We start from the raw sequence: 16,666 nt of genomic DNA on the forward strand, positions 1-16,666 counted from the left end.
CTGTAACAGTAGATGATACGGGAGTTACGGCGAATGCTGAGGGAAAGAAAATAGTACCGGCTGGAACTATTTTGGGCGGTGGAGTGCTAGCTGATCCGAGTAAAGTTGCAAAGAAGGCTAAAACATCTACTGATAAGTCAGATGCAGAGGGTGTTCTATTAAATGACACTGATGTCACGTATGGCCCTGCATCAGGAGCAATGGTCATCCATGGATTTATTGATGTAAATAAAATTCCGAATCAACCTGATGTTGCAGAAACTGCTGCGCTTAAACAAATTACATTTTTGAAATAAGAAAGGGTGTTACTGAATGAATATTTTTGATCTTGTAAATGCAAAGAACATTTCAACGTACTATCTAGCTAATCCATCTAACACGATTCCTTATTTGGGAGCCACACTGTTCCCGTCAAAAAAACAACTTGGTCTTGATCTGAGTTGGATTAAAGGTTCACGAGGACTACCAATTGCATTAATGCCTTCTGAATTCGATGCAAAGGCTACACTACGTGATCGTATCGGATTCAGCAAAATTGATACGGAAATGCCGTTCTTCCGTGAAGCAATGCGGATTGGGGAGAAAGATCGTCAGGAACTAAACAAACTTGCTGCTTCGAAAAACGAAGCGTTAATCATGCCAGTTATCAATGCGATCTATGATGATGTAACTAACCTGGTAAATGGTGCACAAGTTATTCCAGAACGTATGATCATGCAGTTGCTTTCTACTGGAAAGATTAGCATTACGGCTAACCGATTGAACTATGACTACAACTATAAAATGCCAGAGGAGCACAAAGAAACGTTGACTGCTGATGCGAAGTGGAGCAGTCCAGACGCTGATGTGGTCGGTGATATTAAGACATGGCAGGATAAGGTCGAGGATGATACGGGTGTTCGCCCAACGAATGCGATTTGCACACGGAAAACGTGGAATTACATCTTGCAGAACAAACCTGTACGACTAGATATGAATCCATTGGGCGGTCAGAACGTCATCATGACAGACGCAATGATGAAGCAGTATTTACAATCTAAGTTAGGGATTAATGTAGCAGTTTACAATAAAAAGTTTGCTCTACAGGATGGTAGTACAAATCTATTCTATCCAGATGATGTTTTTACGCTCATCCCAGATGGAACGCTTGGAAACACATATTACGGTACCACACCAGAAGAATCTGATTTGATAGCTGGAAGCACAGTAGCGCAGGTTTCCATTGTTAATACAGGTGTAGCAATAACCACGATTAAAGAGCCACACCCAGTAAATGTAGAAACTATCGTTAGCGAGATTGTCCTGCCTTCATTCGAAACCATAGATACTATTTTCATCGCAAGAGTTGCTTAGTCAAGAGGGGAGGGGATCTTCCCTTATTTGATTCAAAGGAGTGAATAGTTATGGCTAAGAAAGCTAGTCAGGAAAAGGATTCTGGATCAGTTGTATGGACTGTGAACGTGAAATATCGTGGTAAACGTTATAAGGCTGGAGAAGTGTCTGAAATCCAAGAAGAAGATCGAGAGGGTTTAATAAAAGACGGTGTTATTAGAACGGAGGAAGAATAATGATATGGCCTATTGTAAAGGAACGACTTAGGCTTTCTGATGACACTCTACAACCGTTAATCGAAACGTATATCAATGAGATAGGGAATCGCATTATGCACTATTGTGGTATCTCAGACATTCCAACAGCATTACATTTTACATGGGCTTCTATGGTCATTGATGCATTGAGGGTTGAACAAGCAACAGTTGGTGAAGTGGCCGCCGCAACTGCTACTAGCGAGTCAATCAAAATCGGCGATACTTCAAGCTCTCCTGGTAAAAGCGAGGGAGTAACGAGTACATCAAAGGGTGTAATTGATTCAATAGTTTTAAACTATCGAGTGGATTTGAACCGATATCGAAAGTTGGTGTGGTAATGAACTATGCAAAGCATCGAATGGCGTTAGAACGTATGTATGAGGATAGAGCTACTGTTAAACGGATAACTGAAACCGAAACGCCTTGGGGCGAGACAAAAGTCGAAACCGAACCGACTATCATTTATGAGGATCAGCCTTGCCGGCTCTCTCAGAAAGCTCTTGGAACAAATGGACAGACAGCCACAGTAAATCAGGTTGTTTATGAAACGAAACTCTTTATCTCACCAGACATTGTAATCCTTCAAGGCGATGAGATAGAAGTCACAGGCAGAGGAGTTACCCGAACTTATACAGCAGGTGAACCATTCCTTTATCCCACTCACCAAGAGATTAGTATTCAACGTAAGGATAAAGCATAATGGCAGGAAGCTTTGATATGGGTGGTTTTGAACGTTTGGCAAAGGCTTTTCAAACAGCGAATGATGAACGTGTAGTAGAGCGATTCATCCGAGACTTTCTTACAGAGATGGCATACAGAGCTGAAAGGAAAATAAAAAAACGTACAGTTGTTGGGCCTACTGGTGATTTAAGAAAAAGCTGGAGGGTAGGGAAGATCGAAAAGCGCGGTAACAATTATATGGTTGAAATCTTTTCTAATCTTGATTATGCATCATTCGTAGAATACGGCTTTCGCTCACACTGGGTTCCTGGTAGATGGGAAGGCAACCAATTTGTCTATGATCCAGCAGCCAAGACTGGAATGCAGGTTGGTGAAAAAGGTGGATGGGTAGAAGGTCGATTCATGATGACAATTTCCATGAAAGAGATTGAAAAAGAGTTACCGCGCTATCTTGAAAAGCGTCAAGCTGAGTTACTTAATGACATCATGAATGGTCGCCCAACTAGAAGAGGTGATTTCGATTGAAATAACGATTAATGATGTCCGCAATGCTGTTATGTCAGCAATCAAAAAAGCGTATCCAGCAGCTAAAGTATATGGAGATCGACTGCCACAAGGTTTTAAAGAGCCTTGTTTTTTTGTACTTATGCTAGAAGGCAGTCAAGATAAGGAGCTAGACAGGCGCTACAAGCGTTTTCACCCGTTTGATATCCATTACTTTGCCTCATCTAATTCAGAGCGCTACGAGGTCGCTGAGAGGCTGGTAGAGGTATTGGAATTGATTGACCTAAAAGGTAAGCCCATTCGAGGAATTAAGATGCGACACACGATTGTAGACGATGTGTTGCATTTTTTTGTTGATTACAACTTTCATGTTGTTCGTCCAAAACCTTCGGTTCCTAAAATGCAAAAGAACTGGATTGAAAGGGGGTTAAAGTATGAGTAAGAAAAATAGCGAAGCACCACGGTTTAAGAAAGAACAATTTATCGGTTCTGATAGATACACGGAAGTTCAAAAAGACATTATTTCGGCTCTATTAGATAATACGAACACTTATACGAAAGAGGAAGTAGATAACGTGCTTTTAGATTTTTCGAGAAAGGAGTTTGGTTGATATGATGCAAAATTGGGTAACTCAAAACAAAATACGCCCTAATACGTACGTTACCGTTGTAAGCGAAGCAAAACCACAAGGCGCTATTAGTGACCGAGGAACAGTTACAATGGCTCTTTCATTGAGCTGGGGGCCATCCGGCGAAGTTATGGAAATACAGGCAGGTGAGAATATGCTAGACAAGTTAGGCTACGATATTTCCAAGCCACAGGTGCTTTTAGTTCAGGAAGCACTAAAGCGAGCTAAAACCTTGCTGCTGTACCGCCTTAACACAGGATCAAAAGCACAGGCTACAAGTGATAACCTAACGGTTACGGCTCTATATGGCGGGATTAGAGGTAATGACATCACTGTTGTGGTAGAACAAGACATTGATGATGAAACAACTTTCATTGTAAAAACTCTGGTAGCTGGTTCTATTGTAGATAATCAGCTTGCTAAGAAAATTGAGGACCTGAAAGCTAATAAATTTGTAACATTTACTGGTTCAGGCGCCCTTGTCGCAAGTGCTGGTATCCCATTAACAGGCGGTACCGATGGAACAGAAACAGGGGTAAACCACACAGCTTATCGAGAAGCTATTGAGTTACACGACTTTGACGCAATGGCTGTTCCTTATGATGATCCAACTATTAAATCAGTCTACGTTGCCTTTGCTAAACGCTTGGCAAATCAACAAAACAGATTTATTCAAATCGTGGTACCTAACTATGCGTTGGCTGACGATCCGACGGTTATTAGTGTTTCTAATGGGGTTATATTGTCAAACAGTACTGTAATTGATGCAGTAAAAGCAACGGCATGGGTGGCTGGTGCAACAGCAGGTGCTAACGCTAACCAATCTCTTACGCATACTGCCTATGATGATGCTGTAGCCGTACATGGACGCCTAAACGATTCACAGATCACGAAAGCTCTTCTTAACGGGGAGTTTTTGTTTGAACAACACAACGGCAAAGTGGTCGTAGAACAGGATATCAACACGTTTACTAGCTTTAGCCCAGATAAACGTAAATATTTCAGTAAAAATCGTGTTGTACGAACTATAAATGGCGTTGTAAAGGATTGGAAACGTGCTTTTGATAGTGATTACTTAGGGAAGATCAATAACAACGATGATGGACGCAATCTTTACAAGAAAGAATGCATCAAGATAGTAGAGGAGTATCAAGCAATAGGAGCTATTCAGAACTTTGATCCTCAAAAGGACATTATTGTTTCTCCAGGTAATGATAGTGATTCATTGCTAACGGAGGGGTATATCCAACCTGTCGATGCCATGGAGAAAAACTACTTAAAGGCGGTGGTGCGATAAATGGGTTTTTTAAAATATGAAGACACGATAAATGGTCAGGAAGGACGTGCCTACGCCACGATTAATGGTCGTGTAGAGGAAATGTTCTGGCTTAAAAAGTTTGAGGCCAAGGTAGAAAAGAACAAAAAAGAAGGAAAGACACTAAACAGACGCGGTACACAGCATAAGGCAATGGGATGGAAAGGTACAGGCAGCATGACTATTTACTATGTGACCACCCTTTTCCGCCAACTTATGCTCGATTACATGAAGACAGGTAAAGACATTTACTTTGATGTTCAGATCACGAATGAGGACCCGACATCTAGCGTTGGGAAGCAAACAGTAGTAATCAAAGGAATTAACCTTGATGGCATTACAATGGCTCTTTTGGACATAGATAGTGAGGACATGGAAGAGGAAATTAGCTTCACTTGGCAAGATGCTGACATCTTGGACAGTTTTGCAAAACCAACTTTAGGGTAAAAAAGTTGTATTAAACCCATGGAAAGGGGTATTGACAATACTCTTTTTGTGGTATTATTGAGTATATAATGCATAACAAAATAATACATTGTAATACATTGTAATACATTGTAATACATTGTAATACATTGTAATACATTGTAATACATTGTAATACATTGTAATACTAAACTCAGAATGAATAATTTTGCTTTGGCATAAACTAAAAAAGACCGCAAGATGCGCGAACATCTTACGGTTTTGTACAAGAGACTGTCCCATCAAAGGGGCGACTCGATGTTAGAAGCGAGAGTGATCTCCCGGCCTGGTAAGCTCAAGGGAGGTCATTTCTTTTTTAAGTAGGTTAACAAAGCGAGGATGAACATGCCAAACATGAACATCAGCGATAACGCTTGATATACCTCCATATTCTCACCTCCTTTCCCTGTTGTTGGGGTAAAGCGAGGTGAGTCGACCCCCTTGAGAGAGTCAAGTCTATGTACATGGAAGATTATAACATAATTTTGCGAAAAGGCGCCCCTTTAATTTTAGAGGCGTCTTTTTAGTATAAATTTAACAAATAATTTTAGAGAGATTAAAAGTTTCTATAGTAGGCTCTTACATTAAATGTAAAATAATGTGTTAGCTAATGTAAAATAATGAATGAAACAAGTTGGGATACATGGTAATATTGGATGTAGAAAGTTAAATTATTTTTTACCTAAAAACAGAATTAATTGTTTATGCTTTGGCATAAACTAAAAAAAGACCGCAGGTGTTGGTAGCACCCACGGTTTGTACAAAGACTGTCCCTTCAAAAGGGTTAGCTCACAGGTTAACCGAAGAATAGACTCTCCCCTCAGTTTACGCGCTTAAGGGAGGTCTATTTCTTTTTCGCGAATGTCAGTATAGCAATTATCAATAACGCAAAAGCTATCATTAATGAAATTGCCTCATATACTGTCATATTCTCACCCCCTTTCCCTTTTATAGGGCAAAAAGAGAGTGAGCCGAGTCTATGTACATGGAAGATTATAACATGATTATTGATAGATTTATCAAAAAGTTTACGACGTATGACGTAATTTCAATAAAAACTAATAAGACGCTCTCTCGTTATGAGGAGCGTCTTTAATAATTATCTAAGCATTCGGATTGAATTCGACAGATTCAACAATTCCAATAATCCTAAAATAGGTTTCTGATACAGGTTTATTAACAACTGTAGGTGGAAAGTTGGGGTTCTCTGATTGTAAGAGAATAGTATTATCGTCAATTTTATAGATACGACGAATCATGAACTCATTATTTAAATATACCTGATAAATTTTTCCGAATGTAATTTCTTCTTTTTTGTTCAAGTAACGAATTAAGACTTTCGATCCTTTTGTAATGTTTGCACCACTCATACTATCATCTTCAACAATTTCAAAAGAATGTGTCATTGGGTCAATACCAGTTTTTGAAGTATCTACCCAATCGTACGTCCAATTTGATTTTCCATGGTCAAATACTGTAATTTTATTTACTGGTTTATTTTCGAGTGTAGAAATTACATTATTGATTTGTTCTTCTGATAGATTACTCTCGGTCAGACGTCCTCTTAATGCAGTGTAATTATAGAGTTCATATCTCTCTATATAATGCATAATAATATCAAGTTGCTCGTTTAAAGATTTTGTCTTTAACATTTCTAGAAATTGAATTGTGTTAGGATCATCTGGATTATCTCTTGTAAAATAAAAAATATTTGATAATACTGTGACAAAAGTATCCCAGTTTTCTAAATACCATTTTATCAAAGGTCTTATTATGACGGGTGCTTTTTCTATATATGCAGCAATATTTAATAGATCAGGATCTCCTCCAGTAATCTCTGCCAGTGCTCTGCTTAATTCCTCACCTGCTGGAGGAATTTTGTTATTTTGAAGTTTGCTTATATAACCCTTATCTGTTGAAAAGCCTTTTTCTTTCAAGGCATTAGAAATCTGACTAAGGCTCAAATTACTTTTTTCAATATAAGAACTTAATAGTTCAGCGTATGTCATTAAATTAACCTCTTTCGTTGTAGCATTAAACACAACATTATTGTAGCAAATTTAGATAGTTGACGTCAAAAACACAACATGGTAGGATTTACTTAACACAACGTTTATTCAAAACACAACGTTGTGTATAAAGGAAACGAAAGGAGGATTTTATTTAATGAAGTATTCAGATATTCTTCGACAATGCATTGAAAACTCCTGCTTGTCGCTATCACAGATTTGCAATCAACTTCAAAAGTATGGATTCAAAACTAACAAAGGGTACCTAAGTAAGTTGCAAAATGGAAGAATTCCACCTGCGGGAGATGAACTAAACGATGCTATATCAAAGGTCATTGGCATTAATGCTATAAAACTCAAAGTAGCAGCCTATCGAGAAAGAATACCAAATGATATTTTAAAAGAATTAAAAAAAGAACAAGTCAGTTAATTAAAGGAGGATGGAAGATGAGCAATGTTCAACTTTTTAGACACCCGGCTTTTGGAGAAGTAGAGGTAATCGTTATAGAAGGGAAAGAATGGTTTGGTGCTACTCAAACAGCAAAGGCACTAGGATACTCTAATCCACATGATGCATTATCAAAACACTGCCGCAAAGAGGGGGTCGCAAAACGCGAGGTCCTTACGAATGGTGGAATGCAGCAGATGAAATTTATTAGCGAAGGAAATCTTTATCGCCTTATTACGAAGTCAAAATTGCCAACAGCTGAACAGTTTGAATCTTGGGTTTTTGATGAAGTACTTCCTTCTATTAGAAAACACGGTGCTTATATGACACCTGAAACAATTGAAAAGACTTTGAGCAATCCAGACTTTATCATTGGACTAGCTACTAAGCTGAAAGAAGAACAGCAAGCGAGGATGGATGCAGAAAAATTGATTGAATCCCAAAGACATAAAGTGGTATTTGCTGAGGCAGTGGAAGTCTCAACAAATTCAATTCTTGTTAAAGATTTAGCCACTCTACTTAAGCAGAAGGGAATTAATATTGGTCAGAATCGTTTGTTCAGTTGGCTAAGAGACAACGGTTATATATGTAAGAAAAAAGGGGACATGTATAACAAACCTACTCAAAGAAGTCTAGAATTAGGGTTGCTTGAATTGAAGACACATGTTCGCACTGGGTCTAATGGGGAGTTGAAAACAGAGTATACACCAAAAGTTACTGGAAAGGGACAGGTTTATTTCATCAATAAATTTAAGGGTGGAATCGTGGCATGATTGTAATTGGGGGAATTTGTAGTAAACAAAATAAAAAGTCCATCTTCTGTATCCGACCAAGAACAGAGAAGATGAACTCATAAACAATCCGGGCAATACCCTTACATAACAGTATACCACAGACAACAAGAATTTACACGGTGTTGCCCCTTAAATCAGGGGGAAAGAACAATGAGTACGCTCATACAATGGCTGGAACCAGCGATACAAAAACGTGTTGATGAGGTTTATTTTATTACAGATGAATCTGAAGGAGTAATAAGAGGTCGAAACGAGTTTGATAGAATTATGATTAAATTAGAAGGGCTGTTACCAGAAGAACGGAAATTGCTACAGGATTTATATGAATCAGTTATCACGATGCGATCTTCTGGAGAAGAGGTAGCATATCGGTCAGGTTTTAAAGATGGTTTGGGAATAAGCAGAGAGATTAGTCCAGTAACTATTTTCCATCAATAATAATATTTGAAGACACACTCATATGGGGTGTGTCTTTTCTATTGAAAGGGGTGATGCTTATGTAAGCCTCATGATTAATATGTGATGCATTTTAAACAAAAACAAACAAATGAGAGGGGAAAATAATAATGAGCGATTTATCAATGTTTTTTGCAGAGAACGTTTCAACTGAGGTAGTAGAGGAATTTGTTGTATCTGAACGTTTTAAAGATAAGGATGGTAGTCCTGTTAAATGGAAAATTCGCACTATCACTGAATCTGAAAATGATAGAATTCGTAAAGAGTGTATTCGTCATCCCAAAAATAAGAAAAGACAGCAAATGCCTGAATTTGATCCAAATGAGTACCGTGTTAAATTGGCTGTAAATTGTGTGGTTTATCCAGATTTAAAAAATAAAGCTCTTCAAGATTCTTATAAAGTTATTGGTGCTGAAAGTCTATTAAAAGCTATGTTAATCTCTGGTGAAGCAAGTGTACTCTATGAAAAAATCGACGAGATTAATGGATTCGATAAAGAAATCAGTGAGCTAGTAGAAGAAGTAAAAAACTAGTACAGGAGGGCGATGAATGGTGGAATATAGCCTATTACGCTCTCCATAAGCTAAGAATTTTACCATGGGAATTAGCAGAATATCCTCCTAAAAAGAAAGCAGCTCTCGTTGCTTTAATTTCGATACGTGTAGAAAACGAAAAAAAATTGAATAAAACATAAAAAATCTAACTCCCCTATGGTACATTTAGGTAGAAATATTACATAGGGGGTTAGGTAATGAAAAAATCATTCTTTTTAGTTGTTGCTCTATCTCTATCTCTTATAACAGGTTGTTCTAAGCCGACAGACTCTTCTGAGACAAAATTACCTCAAAAACAAGAAGAATCGGTTGCTAAAGTAGTTGAGGAAAAGAATGACATTGAATATTCTAAGTTCCTTGAAATTCAAAATTTAAAAGCAAATTGGGAAACGAAGTATGACAACTCTAAAGAACCTGGATTTAGCTATGATATAAAAAATACTGGTGAGAAATCGGTAAAAAGTCTTGAAATTACATTCTACTTTTTAGATAAAGAAGGAAAACCTGTAGGGGAAAAGACGATGAATCCATTTAAGACTATTGGTAATAAAATGGATGAGTTAAAACCAAATTACACATGGAAAACGAGTTCAGGGACATATTGGAGCGCTGAAAACATTAGTGATGATTGGAAGGAGGGAAGTGTAGAAGCAAAAATAACCAAAATTGAATTAGCAGAGTAAAATTAGCGCCCTAGATGGCGCTTTTTTATTTTGTTATAAAGGAGGGGAACTTTTGGCCACAGTATCATCGAGTTTACGACTATTCGATGGATTCTCAGGACCATTACGTCAAATATCACAGTCTTTAAATATGACTATAAGTGTTATGCGTCAGATGGCTACGGCAACAAATGCAGATGCTTCAGCAATAAGAACTTTAGAATCAGCTTCAAGACGATTGACAAGCGCCGAGGCAGACCTCATAAGTGCCACCCAGCGCGCTACAAATGAACAACAACGTTTTAACAATTCTTTAATGAGTTCAATAAACTCAGGAAATAGGTTAGTTTCAGGATTAAAAAATATAGCTGCTGCCTATTTAAGTATTCATACAGCCCAACAGATAGGGCAAGCCACCCTAGGTGGAGCTATGAATCAACAGAAATTTCTAGATATGTTTATTGCTCGTACTGGAAGTAGGGATATAGGTACAGCGATGTTTCAGAAGTTTAAAAGAGAAGCTATTGCTGCTGGAGCAGATATTAGTGACGCTTTAACAGGTGCTCTATCCTTTTATTCAACTACAAAGAATGCTAATCAAATCACCGAACTGAATAATATTGCAAAACGATTAAGCTTTTTTGATACAACAGGTCAAGGATTACAAGGGGCGATGTTTTCAGTTAAGGAAGCTATGAGTGGTGATTTAGTATCTTTGTCTGAACGATTTAATATGGGTAAAAAGGATATTCGTAATTCAGGACTTATTGATTTTGCTAAAAAGGGGGATATAGACGGTTTTATAAAATCATTTAATAAATTGTTAGAAACTCAATCAATGGGGAAAAAAGCGTTTCAAACAATGTTAGATAGCCCAGCGTATAAATGGCAAAGACTTATAAATAATTTTAAAAATCAATTCGCTGAGGCTGGACAGGGTGCGTTAAAAGCCATTTTACCTTTGATTGATAAACTGAACAACGCTTTTCAATCAGAAAAATTCGCTGTTTTTTTTGATGGTCTATATTCAGTATTAAGGATTATAAGTCTAGGGTTCAGTAATCTATTTAATGCTATAGGCCCTACATGGAATTTTGTAAAACTACTTTTTATAACCACATATGAGATAATCTACAATACAGGAATAATTTTGACGGGATTAACTCCTGTTATTATAGGGGTTGCCGTTGCATGGGGTATCTATTATCTATGGGTAAATAGATCAGTTATTGTCACTAGAATTTGGATTGCAACAAATGCTGTCGCTAGTTTAATAATGGGTGGCTTAGGTACAGCAACAGGAGCTGTTACAAGCGCTGTAAAAGCATTGAATCTAGCATTTCGAGCAAACCCCATAGGCTTTGTAATCTCTCTTGTAATTGGGCTTATAACCGCACTGGCTGCTATGCAGTTAGTTACGAATGGATTGAGAAAGGTATTTAGTGGCGCTTTCGGTTTTATTGTTGATGTCGTACAAAATGCTATGAACACTGTAATGGACATTGTAAATGGAGCTATTAGAGGTTTGAATAATGTAACGAAGTTTTTTGCTGACCTTCTCGGAGTAGATGCGTATAAGATTCAAGAGATTCAATACCGAGCAGATTTCTCTAAATTTAAAGCTACTGGTCAGGATATGATTGAAAATTACAGTTTAGAGGATTTTAAAAAGAAACTAGGCTTAGAGAAGGCTCCTGAGTACAACCCTAGTGAAGCAACACTAAAAGCAATGAATCAAATTTCAAGTATTGGAAAAGTCGATGAAGTAGGGAAAATTAAAGACAAAGTAGATATCTCTAATGAAGACTTGAAAATGATGCGAGAACTGGCTGAGATGAAGAATATCCAGAATTTCGTTACTCTGACACCTACCGTGCAGGTTCAAACGGGAGACATCAACAAAGGTGCTGACATTGATACGGTTGTCGCTGAGATTACTAAGAAACTACAAACGGATGTAGTGAACTCAGCAAAAGGAGTATATAACCATGCCTAAAGAGTTGATGAGCTTAAGTTACAACAACCGAGAAAAAGTAATTGCTTTCCCTGTTCTACCTGAAAGCATAGAGATTAGCGATGGTAATAACAGCAAAACTTATACAACGGTGGGATTAGGTGAAATCAACGTGATTAAAGACCCCAAGCTCACCGTTTATAAATTTAGCAGCGAGTTTCCGAATCAAGCCTATCCGTGGGTTGTCTATCCGGATAATTTGTTATCACCAGCTCAATATGTAAAGTACATTGAAACCTGGAGCAAAACTAAAAAACCAGTCCGATTTATATACACTGGAGAAAGCTTTGATATTAACGAGGCCGTTTCAATTGAATCATTTGATTGGAAAGAGGTAGCTGGCACAGGTGGAGACATAGAATTTAGCATCACACTAAAAAAGTATCTGTTCTATGGAGCCAAGCAAGCAAAGGTATTAAGCGATCCAGCAGATCCCAAAAAGAAAGTTGTACAAAAGAAATCTGCTCCACGCCCTTCTGATCGACAGCCACCTAAGACACACAAAATAGTCGCTGGTGATGATTTGTGGTCTATTGCAAAGAAGGCATACGGTAATGGTGCTAGATACAAGGAAATCCAGAAATTAAATGGGTTAACGGATGCACAGGTAAAAAAATTAAAAGTTGGTACAGTGCTTAAAATGCCTAAATAGGAGGGGAGTACCGATTGGAGATATTAATTGATAACAAGAAGGGGAACGTTTGGGACATAACGGACATTATAACTGAAATCACATGGAAGACAAGTAGAATCGGGAAACCCTCTAGCTTGTCTTTTTCTTTTGTCGATCGAGGTATCTATCAGGATAAAACGTCATTCACTGTACAGAATGGCGATATCATACGTTTTATGAAAGATGGGAAAAACGTCTTTTATGGATATGTTTTCTCTGTTATCGGTGGAATGGATGAGGATGTTAAGGTAACTGCTTATGACCAGCTCAGGTATTTACTAACGAATGATACCTATGTATTTGCAAAGAAAACAGCCACAGAAATTATTAAGCAGATTACAGAAGATGTGGGGTTGAAAGTAGGGGAGCTTGAAAACAGTAGTTACAAGATACCTACTATGATTGAAGACAACCAAAAGTTATTAGATATCATTTGGAAAGCGTTAGATTTATCTATTGTTGCCAACGGAAGAAACCTTGTTTTCTATGATGATTTTGGTAAGTTGGTCCTGAAAGACTCCACTAAGATGCTACTTGATTTTTATTTAGGTGATGATAGCTTAATGACCGATTATACAATAGATCGGAACATTGATTCTGATACGTACAACAGAGTAAAGATTGTACAAGACAACAAAAAAACAAAGAAACGAGACGTATACATTGCCCAGGACTCAGCGAATATCGCCAAATGGGGGCGTTTGCAGTTGTTTGAAAAAGTGGACGAGGGTATGACGAAAGCGCAGATCAAGCAACTACTTGATACATTGATTGCTGTAAAAAACAAAGAAACACAGAGGTTATCACTTACTGCTATTGGCGATATCCGAGTAAGAGCAGGCTGTTTTGTTCCGGTTTCCATCGAGAGACTAGGAATTAATCAGCCTTTTCTTGTGGACGAATGTACGCATAAATTTGATGGTTCAGAACACACAATGACAGTCGATCTAAAGGTGGTGCAAAAGCATGCTAGAAGCAATTAAACAAGTAGTCTTAGGAGTAAATGAAGCAAGTAACCAGGTCGCTATTTTTTATGGGACAGTAACCAGCGACAAACCTTTAGAGATCAATGTAGATCAGCGATTTACACTCACAGAAGAGTTTCTAGTCATCCCGGAACGGCTTACCTTATACGAAGTTGATTTAAGTCATACACATGCCTACACAGATGTAACGCCAATTGGTACAGAAAATAAACACACCAGTGTAGCCCTACCGGAAAAACTAATTATCAGGCGTGCTTTTAAAGTGGGTGATACTGTCCTACTCATGCGTGTGCAAGGAGGAAACAGCTACGTTGTACTAGATCGGGTGGTGGCCACATGATTCTACCACAAGGCTCTACGATTGATTCCGTTACGTTGGAAGAGGTGGAACAACCGAGTAAGACATATAAGCTAGACCTTGTTAATAAACGCATAGTCGGCTTTGTAGACGGTCTGGACGCGGTGAAACAGGCTGTTTTTAAAACACTTTCCACCATTCGCTTTGAATACCTCATTTACTCTCATGACTATGGATTTGAGTCTCCGAGCATGGAAGATGAGGCTATTTTTCGATCTGAAGTTCAACGGTGTGTCAGGGAGGCTCTTTTGCAAGATGACCGTATCCTTGATGTGACAGACTTTAAAATCACGATTGAAGGAGATACATCTTTAACTGAGTTTGTTGTCGTATCCAAGTATGGTGATTTTAAAGAGACAAAGCAGGTGGCGCGATGAATTGGACATTTGAGTCATTTTTTGAATTCATGCTCAATAACATACGTGAAGATGTAGACAAAAGAGAGGGTAGTGTAATCTATGACGCTCTTTCATCTGTGGCAACAGCATTCATCAAGATACAAACGGAACGAGAGACAAATGAAAATCTTTACTATGCTGATACCGCAACAGGCGAATTTTTAGATAGAAGGACAGAAGAAGATGGGGTTGAAAGACGTCTGGCAACAAAAGCAAAGCGTAAAGGTGTATTCTACGACCAAGAAGGCAGGTTGTTTGATATTCCACTTCAAAGTAGATATTCGCATGAGGACCTGAATTTTATTGCATTAGAACGACTAGCAGCAGGTGAATTCCTCTTGGAATGTGAGACAGCCGGATCTGCTGGAAACGCGGTATTCGGTTCCCTTATTCCAATCGAATACATTGAGGGACTAGGAAAAGCAGAAATCACAGATGTTTTAATACCCGGGGCCGATGAGGAAGACGATGAATCGCTACGAAAAAGGTATTTCGATGCACAAGAAAGTAAATCGTTCGGAGGCAACATTGCAGATTATAAAGAAAAGGTAGGAAACATACCAGGTGTTGGGGGTGTGCAAGTCACGCCTGCTTGGAAAGGTGGAAGCACAGTCAAATGTACTATTATAGGTAGTGACTACAATCCCCCATCACTAAAGCTGGTTGAAGATGTCCAGACTTTTGTTGATCCAATAGTGAATAGTGGTCTTGGATTAGGATTAGCTCCTATTGGACATCGCGTTACGATCGTCGGAAACAAAAAGAAAACGATAGACCTACGTACTAAGCTAATTTTGGAGGCTGACATGCATCCAGATCAAGTGAAAAGCGATGTCGAAAAGGTCTATTCCGATTATCTCCTAGAGCTACGTAAAGCATGGAAAAATACAAAGAAAACCGTTGTTCGTATCAGTCAGATCGAATCGCGGTTTCTTTCTATTGCAGGGGTGTTGGACGTAATGGATTCTACATTAAACGGCTCTTCAGGAAATCTGGAGTTAGATACCGAGGAAGCGCCGTATATGGGGGCGGTGACGATTGTCTAATGAATTGATGAAGTATCTGCCACCGTACTATCATGACGTTCTCGAAATGCAGGAATATACACAGGCAGCCTCTCTTGCTGTGGATATGTTTGCTAAAGCTGTTGAACAAGAGTTAGCAGATCAATTCATCGAAACAGCAAGCGAAAAAGGTATAGCTCGCCGTGAGAGAATGCTACGGATTAAACCAAGAAGTGATGAGACGCTAGAGTTTCGTAGGATGAGGCTAAAGAATCGAAAGTCTATCAAGCCACCATTTACAGAGCGCTGGCTACAGCATCAATTGGACCGGTTACTCGGCAAAGGAAGGGTAACGGTTAATGTTGATGTCCTTAATTTCATTCTTAGTGTTAACGCTGAAATCGAAAATGCACCAGCTTTCCGAGAAGTGGAGCATACAGTTCGGACAACGATTCCAGCTAACCTAGTGTATCAGCAACGAACACAAATTAGAGAAAGTATCACCCTTTCAGAAAAGATCATTAAACAAACGATTGTTCGTCAAACAAGACTCTCTACTACATGGAGGCTAGGCCGGACACCGTTTGCGGAGGCCCTAGATGAAAAAGAAGTGATTCAGCTTCCTCTAAACCGACTAACGAAATTATCAACGAAGTGGCAGGTAGGTTCCACTCCATTTGCGGAGGCGATACGAGATGATAACCAATGATTTGATACTAGATACAACGAATTTTGTAAAGGGCAAGCTGAAGAAAATAACGCTTAATGGTTCATTTGAAGTTACAGGCTTTACGGTAACGCAAGATAAAAACCTTTTGTTCGTAGAGTTTTCAGTAAGCCCTTCTGATGTTCAATTGATCAATCTAATTGAGATTCGCGATTCCGAATCAACCGTAGTTAGTTCCAGCGTAGTCTATGTTCCTATCAATTCAGAAACGATTATTAAACACACAATTACGATTAAGGAGGGGTGATACATGGCGTTTAATGCAAAAACAGACTGGAAATATGATGAAGTTGTCATGGAAAGGGACTTGAACCGAATAGAAAAGGGAATCGGGGATGCCCACACGGCTGTAGAGAATATACAAAATAAGCTTACACCAGAAGGAATCGGGGCAGAAACT

General features: G+C 38.6%; 26 protein-coding genes. 23 read left to right on the forward strand and 3 right to left on the reverse strand.

The features are described 5' to 3' along the window. The 10 genes from AYJ08_RS23775 to AYJ08_RS02710 form a co-directional block, all read left to right on the forward strand. The coding region (locus tag AYJ08_RS23775) for a hypothetical protein (protein ID WP_064016486.1) at positions 1-296 on the forward strand (296 nt) is incomplete at its 5' end. A gap of 16 nt (positions 297-312) precedes the next feature. Continuing rightward, positions 313-1,353, forward strand: a complete 1,041-nt coding sequence (locus tag AYJ08_RS02680; protein ID WP_064016487.1) for a major capsid protein — start codon at positions 313-315, stop codon at positions 1,351-1,353. Between the two features lie 50 nt (positions 1,354-1,403). Beyond that, entirely contained in the window at positions 1,404-1,568 is a 165-nt protein-coding gene (locus tag AYJ08_RS23260) for a DUF7210 family protein (protein WP_157452770.1), read from the forward strand. Next, positions 1,568-1,927 (forward strand): head-tail connector protein, encoded by a 360-nt coding sequence (locus tag AYJ08_RS02685; RefSeq protein WP_064016488.1) that lies wholly within the window; start codon positions 1,568-1,570, stop codon positions 1,925-1,927. Before AYJ08_RS23260 ends, AYJ08_RS02685 begins: the two co-directional genes overlap by 1 nt. Then, positions 1,927-2,289, forward strand: coding sequence for a hypothetical protein (locus tag AYJ08_RS02690; RefSeq protein WP_064016489.1), 363 nt, complete (start codon positions 1,927-1,929; stop codon positions 2,287-2,289). Before AYJ08_RS02685 ends, AYJ08_RS02690 begins: the two co-directional genes overlap by 1 nt. Beyond that, entirely contained in the window at positions 2,289-2,795 is a 507-nt protein-coding gene (locus AYJ08_RS02695) for an HK97 gp10 family phage protein (RefSeq protein ID WP_064016490.1), read from the forward strand. The genes AYJ08_RS02690 and AYJ08_RS02695 overlap by 1 nt, the downstream gene beginning before the upstream one ends. Then, a complete protein-coding gene (locus AYJ08_RS02700; RefSeq protein WP_064016491.1) occupies positions 2,761-3,216 on the forward strand; it encodes a phage tail terminator family protein in 456 nt (151 codons plus the stop codon). Before AYJ08_RS02695 ends, AYJ08_RS02700 begins: the two co-directional genes overlap by 35 nt. After that, a complete protein-coding gene (locus AYJ08_RS23265) occupies positions 3,209-3,385 on the forward strand; it encodes a hypothetical protein (protein ID WP_157452771.1) in 177 nt (58 codons plus the stop codon). The genes AYJ08_RS02700 and AYJ08_RS23265 overlap by 8 nt, the downstream gene beginning before the upstream one ends. Before the next feature lies 1 nt (position 3,386). Continuing rightward, the gene (locus AYJ08_RS02705; RefSeq protein ID WP_082890838.1) at positions 3,387-4,700 is read left to right on the forward strand and encodes a phage tail sheath subtilisin-like domain-containing protein; all 1,314 of its coding nucleotides are present in this window, start codon (positions 3,387-3,389) and stop codon (positions 4,698-4,700) included. Then, positions 4,701-5,165: a phage tail tube protein gene (locus AYJ08_RS02710; RefSeq protein WP_064016492.1), complete on the forward strand. Its 465-nt coding sequence runs from the start codon at positions 4,701-4,703 to the stop codon at positions 5,163-5,165. 323 nt (positions 5,166-5,488) lie between these two features. On the opposite strand, the gene AYJ08_RS24695 is transcribed toward AYJ08_RS02710, so the two are convergent. The 3 genes from AYJ08_RS24695 to AYJ08_RS23780 form a co-directional block, all read right to left on the reverse strand. Continuing rightward, on the reverse strand, positions 5,489-5,572 hold the full coding sequence (locus AYJ08_RS24695; RefSeq protein ID WP_116335379.1) for a putative holin-like toxin: 84 nt from the start codon (positions 5,570-5,572) through the stop codon (positions 5,489-5,491). Between the two features lie 455 nt (positions 5,573-6,027). Beyond that, positions 6,028-6,111, reverse strand: coding sequence for a putative holin-like toxin (locus AYJ08_RS24835; RefSeq protein ID WP_369799657.1), 84 nt, complete (start codon positions 6,109-6,111; stop codon positions 6,028-6,030). Between the two features lie 175 nt (positions 6,112-6,286). Further along, positions 6,287-7,192 (reverse strand): LexA family protein, encoded by a 906-nt coding sequence (locus tag AYJ08_RS23780; RefSeq protein ID WP_064016493.1) that lies wholly within the window; start codon positions 7,190-7,192, stop codon positions 6,287-6,289. 157 nt (positions 7,193-7,349) lie between these two features. Here AYJ08_RS23780 and AYJ08_RS02720 point away from each other — a divergent pair, with 157 nt between their 5' ends. The 13 genes from AYJ08_RS02720 to AYJ08_RS02780 all read left to right on the forward strand — a co-directional run bounded on the left by AYJ08_RS02720 (position 7,350) and on the right by AYJ08_RS02780 (position 16,513). Further along, on the forward strand, positions 7,350-7,622 hold the full coding sequence (locus tag AYJ08_RS02720; protein WP_064016494.1) for a hypothetical protein: 273 nt from the start codon (positions 7,350-7,352) through the stop codon (positions 7,620-7,622). Between the two features lie 17 nt (positions 7,623-7,639). Next, positions 7,640-8,413 (forward strand): phage antirepressor, encoded by a 774-nt coding sequence (locus tag AYJ08_RS02725; protein WP_064016495.1) that lies wholly within the window; start codon positions 7,640-7,642, stop codon positions 8,411-8,413. A gap of 171 nt (positions 8,414-8,584) precedes the next feature. Next, positions 8,585-8,872 (forward strand): hypothetical protein, encoded by a 288-nt coding sequence (locus AYJ08_RS02730; protein WP_064016496.1) that lies wholly within the window; start codon positions 8,585-8,587, stop codon positions 8,870-8,872. Between the two features lie 128 nt (positions 8,873-9,000). Continuing rightward, entirely contained in the window at positions 9,001-9,423 is a 423-nt protein-coding gene (locus AYJ08_RS02735; protein ID WP_064016497.1) for a phage tail assembly chaperone, read from the forward strand. Positions 9,424-9,641: 218 nt separating this feature from the next. Continuing rightward, complete coding sequence (locus tag AYJ08_RS02740) at positions 9,642-10,127, forward strand: hypothetical protein (RefSeq protein ID WP_064016498.1); 486 nt, start codon at positions 9,642-9,644, stop codon at positions 10,125-10,127. A 52-nt stretch (positions 10,128-10,179) separates the two neighbouring features. Beyond that, positions 10,180-12,102 carry a phage tail tape measure protein gene (locus tag AYJ08_RS02745; protein ID WP_082890839.1) on the forward strand — a complete coding sequence of 641 codons (1,923 nt, stop codon included), beginning with the start codon at positions 10,180-10,182 and terminating at the stop codon, positions 12,100-12,102. After that, positions 12,095-12,772, forward strand: a complete 678-nt coding sequence (locus AYJ08_RS02750) for a LysM peptidoglycan-binding domain-containing protein (protein WP_064016499.1) — start codon at positions 12,095-12,097, stop codon at positions 12,770-12,772. Before AYJ08_RS02745 ends, AYJ08_RS02750 begins: the two co-directional genes overlap by 8 nt. A 14-nt stretch (positions 12,773-12,786) precedes the next feature. Beyond that, positions 12,787-13,776: an XkdQ/YqbQ family protein gene (locus AYJ08_RS02755; RefSeq protein WP_064016500.1), complete on the forward strand. Its 990-nt coding sequence runs from the start codon at positions 12,787-12,789 to the stop codon at positions 13,774-13,776. Further along, positions 13,760-14,119, forward strand: coding sequence for a DUF2577 domain-containing protein (locus AYJ08_RS02760; protein WP_064016501.1), 360 nt, complete (start codon positions 13,760-13,762; stop codon positions 14,117-14,119). Before AYJ08_RS02755 ends, AYJ08_RS02760 begins: the two co-directional genes overlap by 17 nt. Continuing rightward, entirely contained in the window at positions 14,116-14,514 is a 399-nt protein-coding gene (locus AYJ08_RS02765; RefSeq protein WP_231928975.1) for a DUF2634 domain-containing protein, read from the forward strand. The genes AYJ08_RS02760 and AYJ08_RS02765 overlap by 4 nt, the downstream gene beginning before the upstream one ends. Continuing rightward, entirely contained in the window at positions 14,511-15,581 is a 1,071-nt protein-coding gene (locus tag AYJ08_RS02770) for a baseplate J/gp47 family protein (RefSeq protein ID WP_064016502.1), read from the forward strand. Before AYJ08_RS02765 ends, AYJ08_RS02770 begins: the two co-directional genes overlap by 4 nt. Then, positions 15,574-16,248, forward strand: coding sequence for a putative phage tail protein (locus tag AYJ08_RS02775; RefSeq protein ID WP_064016503.1), 675 nt, complete (start codon positions 15,574-15,576; stop codon positions 16,246-16,248). Before AYJ08_RS02770 ends, AYJ08_RS02775 begins: the two co-directional genes overlap by 8 nt. Then, on the forward strand, positions 16,235-16,513 hold the full coding sequence (locus AYJ08_RS02780; RefSeq protein ID WP_018673208.1) for a hypothetical protein: 279 nt from the start codon (positions 16,235-16,237) through the stop codon (positions 16,511-16,513). The genes AYJ08_RS02775 and AYJ08_RS02780 overlap by 14 nt, the downstream gene beginning before the upstream one ends. Positions 16,514-16,666: the final 153 nt, after the last annotated feature.

It is taken from the genome of Brevibacillus sp. SKDU10, assembly GCF_001645205.1.
In the GTDB taxonomy this organism is placed as follows: Bacteria; Bacillota; Bacilli; order Brevibacillales; family Brevibacillaceae; genus Brevibacillus_B; species Brevibacillus_B halotolerans.

What these genes read in the sequence shown, in the direction of transcription:
- AYJ08_RS02680 (WP_064016487.1), top strand. Translation starts at nt 313, where the DNA reads ATGAATATTTTTGATCTTGTAAATGCAAAGAACATTTCAACGTACTAT.
- AYJ08_RS23260 (WP_157452770.1), top strand. Translation starts at nt 1,404, where the DNA reads ATGGCTAAGAAAGCTAGTCAGGAAAAGGATTCTGGATCAGTTGTATGG.
- AYJ08_RS02685 (WP_064016488.1), top strand. Translation starts at nt 1,568, where the DNA reads ATGATATGGCCTATTGTAAAGGAACGACTTAGGCTTTCTGATGACACT.
- AYJ08_RS02690 (WP_064016489.1), top strand. Translation starts at nt 1,927, where the DNA reads ATGAACTATGCAAAGCATCGAATGGCGTTAGAACGTATGTATGAGGAT.
- AYJ08_RS02695 (WP_064016490.1), top strand. Translation starts at nt 2,289, where the DNA reads ATGGCAGGAAGCTTTGATATGGGTGGTTTTGAACGTTTGGCAAAGGCT.
- AYJ08_RS02700 (WP_064016491.1), top strand. Translation starts at nt 2,761, where the DNA reads ATGGTCGCCCAACTAGAAGAGGTGATTTCGATTGAAATAACGATTAAT.
- AYJ08_RS23265 (WP_157452771.1), top strand. Translation starts at nt 3,209, where the DNA reads ATGAGTAAGAAAAATAGCGAAGCACCACGGTTTAAGAAAGAACAATTT.
- AYJ08_RS02705 (WP_082890838.1), top strand. Translation starts at nt 3,387, where the DNA reads ATGATGCAAAATTGGGTAACTCAAAACAAAATACGCCCTAATACGTAC.
- AYJ08_RS02710 (WP_064016492.1), top strand. Translation starts at nt 4,701, where the DNA reads ATGGGTTTTTTAAAATATGAAGACACGATAAATGGTCAGGAAGGACGT.
- AYJ08_RS24695 (WP_116335379.1), bottom strand. Translation starts at nt 5,572, where the DNA reads ATGGAGGTATATCAAGCGTTATCGCTGATGTTCATGTTTGGCATGTTC.
- AYJ08_RS24835 (WP_369799657.1), bottom strand. Translation starts at nt 6,111, where the DNA reads ATGACAGTATATGAGGCAATTTCATTAATGATAGCTTTTGCGTTATTG.
- AYJ08_RS23780 (WP_064016493.1), bottom strand. Translation starts at nt 7,192, where the DNA reads ATGACATACGCTGAACTATTAAGTTCTTATATTGAAAAAAGTAATTTG.
- AYJ08_RS02720 (WP_064016494.1), top strand. Translation starts at nt 7,350, where the DNA reads ATGAAGTATTCAGATATTCTTCGACAATGCATTGAAAACTCCTGCTTG.
- AYJ08_RS02725 (WP_064016495.1), top strand. Translation starts at nt 7,640, where the DNA reads ATGAGCAATGTTCAACTTTTTAGACACCCGGCTTTTGGAGAAGTAGAG.
- AYJ08_RS02730 (WP_064016496.1), top strand. Translation starts at nt 8,585, where the DNA reads ATGAGTACGCTCATACAATGGCTGGAACCAGCGATACAAAAACGTGTT.
- AYJ08_RS02735 (WP_064016497.1), top strand. Translation starts at nt 9,001, where the DNA reads ATGAGCGATTTATCAATGTTTTTTGCAGAGAACGTTTCAACTGAGGTA.
- AYJ08_RS02740 (WP_064016498.1), top strand. Translation starts at nt 9,642, where the DNA reads ATGAAAAAATCATTCTTTTTAGTTGTTGCTCTATCTCTATCTCTTATA.
- AYJ08_RS02750 (WP_064016499.1), top strand. Translation starts at nt 12,095, where the DNA reads ATGCCTAAAGAGTTGATGAGCTTAAGTTACAACAACCGAGAAAAAGTA.
- AYJ08_RS02760 (WP_064016501.1), top strand. Translation starts at nt 13,760, where the DNA reads ATGCTAGAAGCAATTAAACAAGTAGTCTTAGGAGTAAATGAAGCAAGT.
- AYJ08_RS02765 (WP_231928975.1), top strand. Translation starts at nt 14,116, where the DNA reads ATGATTCTACCACAAGGCTCTACGATTGATTCCGTTACGTTGGAAGAG.
- AYJ08_RS02770 (WP_064016502.1), top strand. Translation starts at nt 14,511, where the DNA reads ATGAATTGGACATTTGAGTCATTTTTTGAATTCATGCTCAATAACATA.
- AYJ08_RS02780 (WP_018673208.1), top strand. Translation starts at nt 16,235, where the DNA reads ATGATAACCAATGATTTGATACTAGATACAACGAATTTTGTAAAGGGC.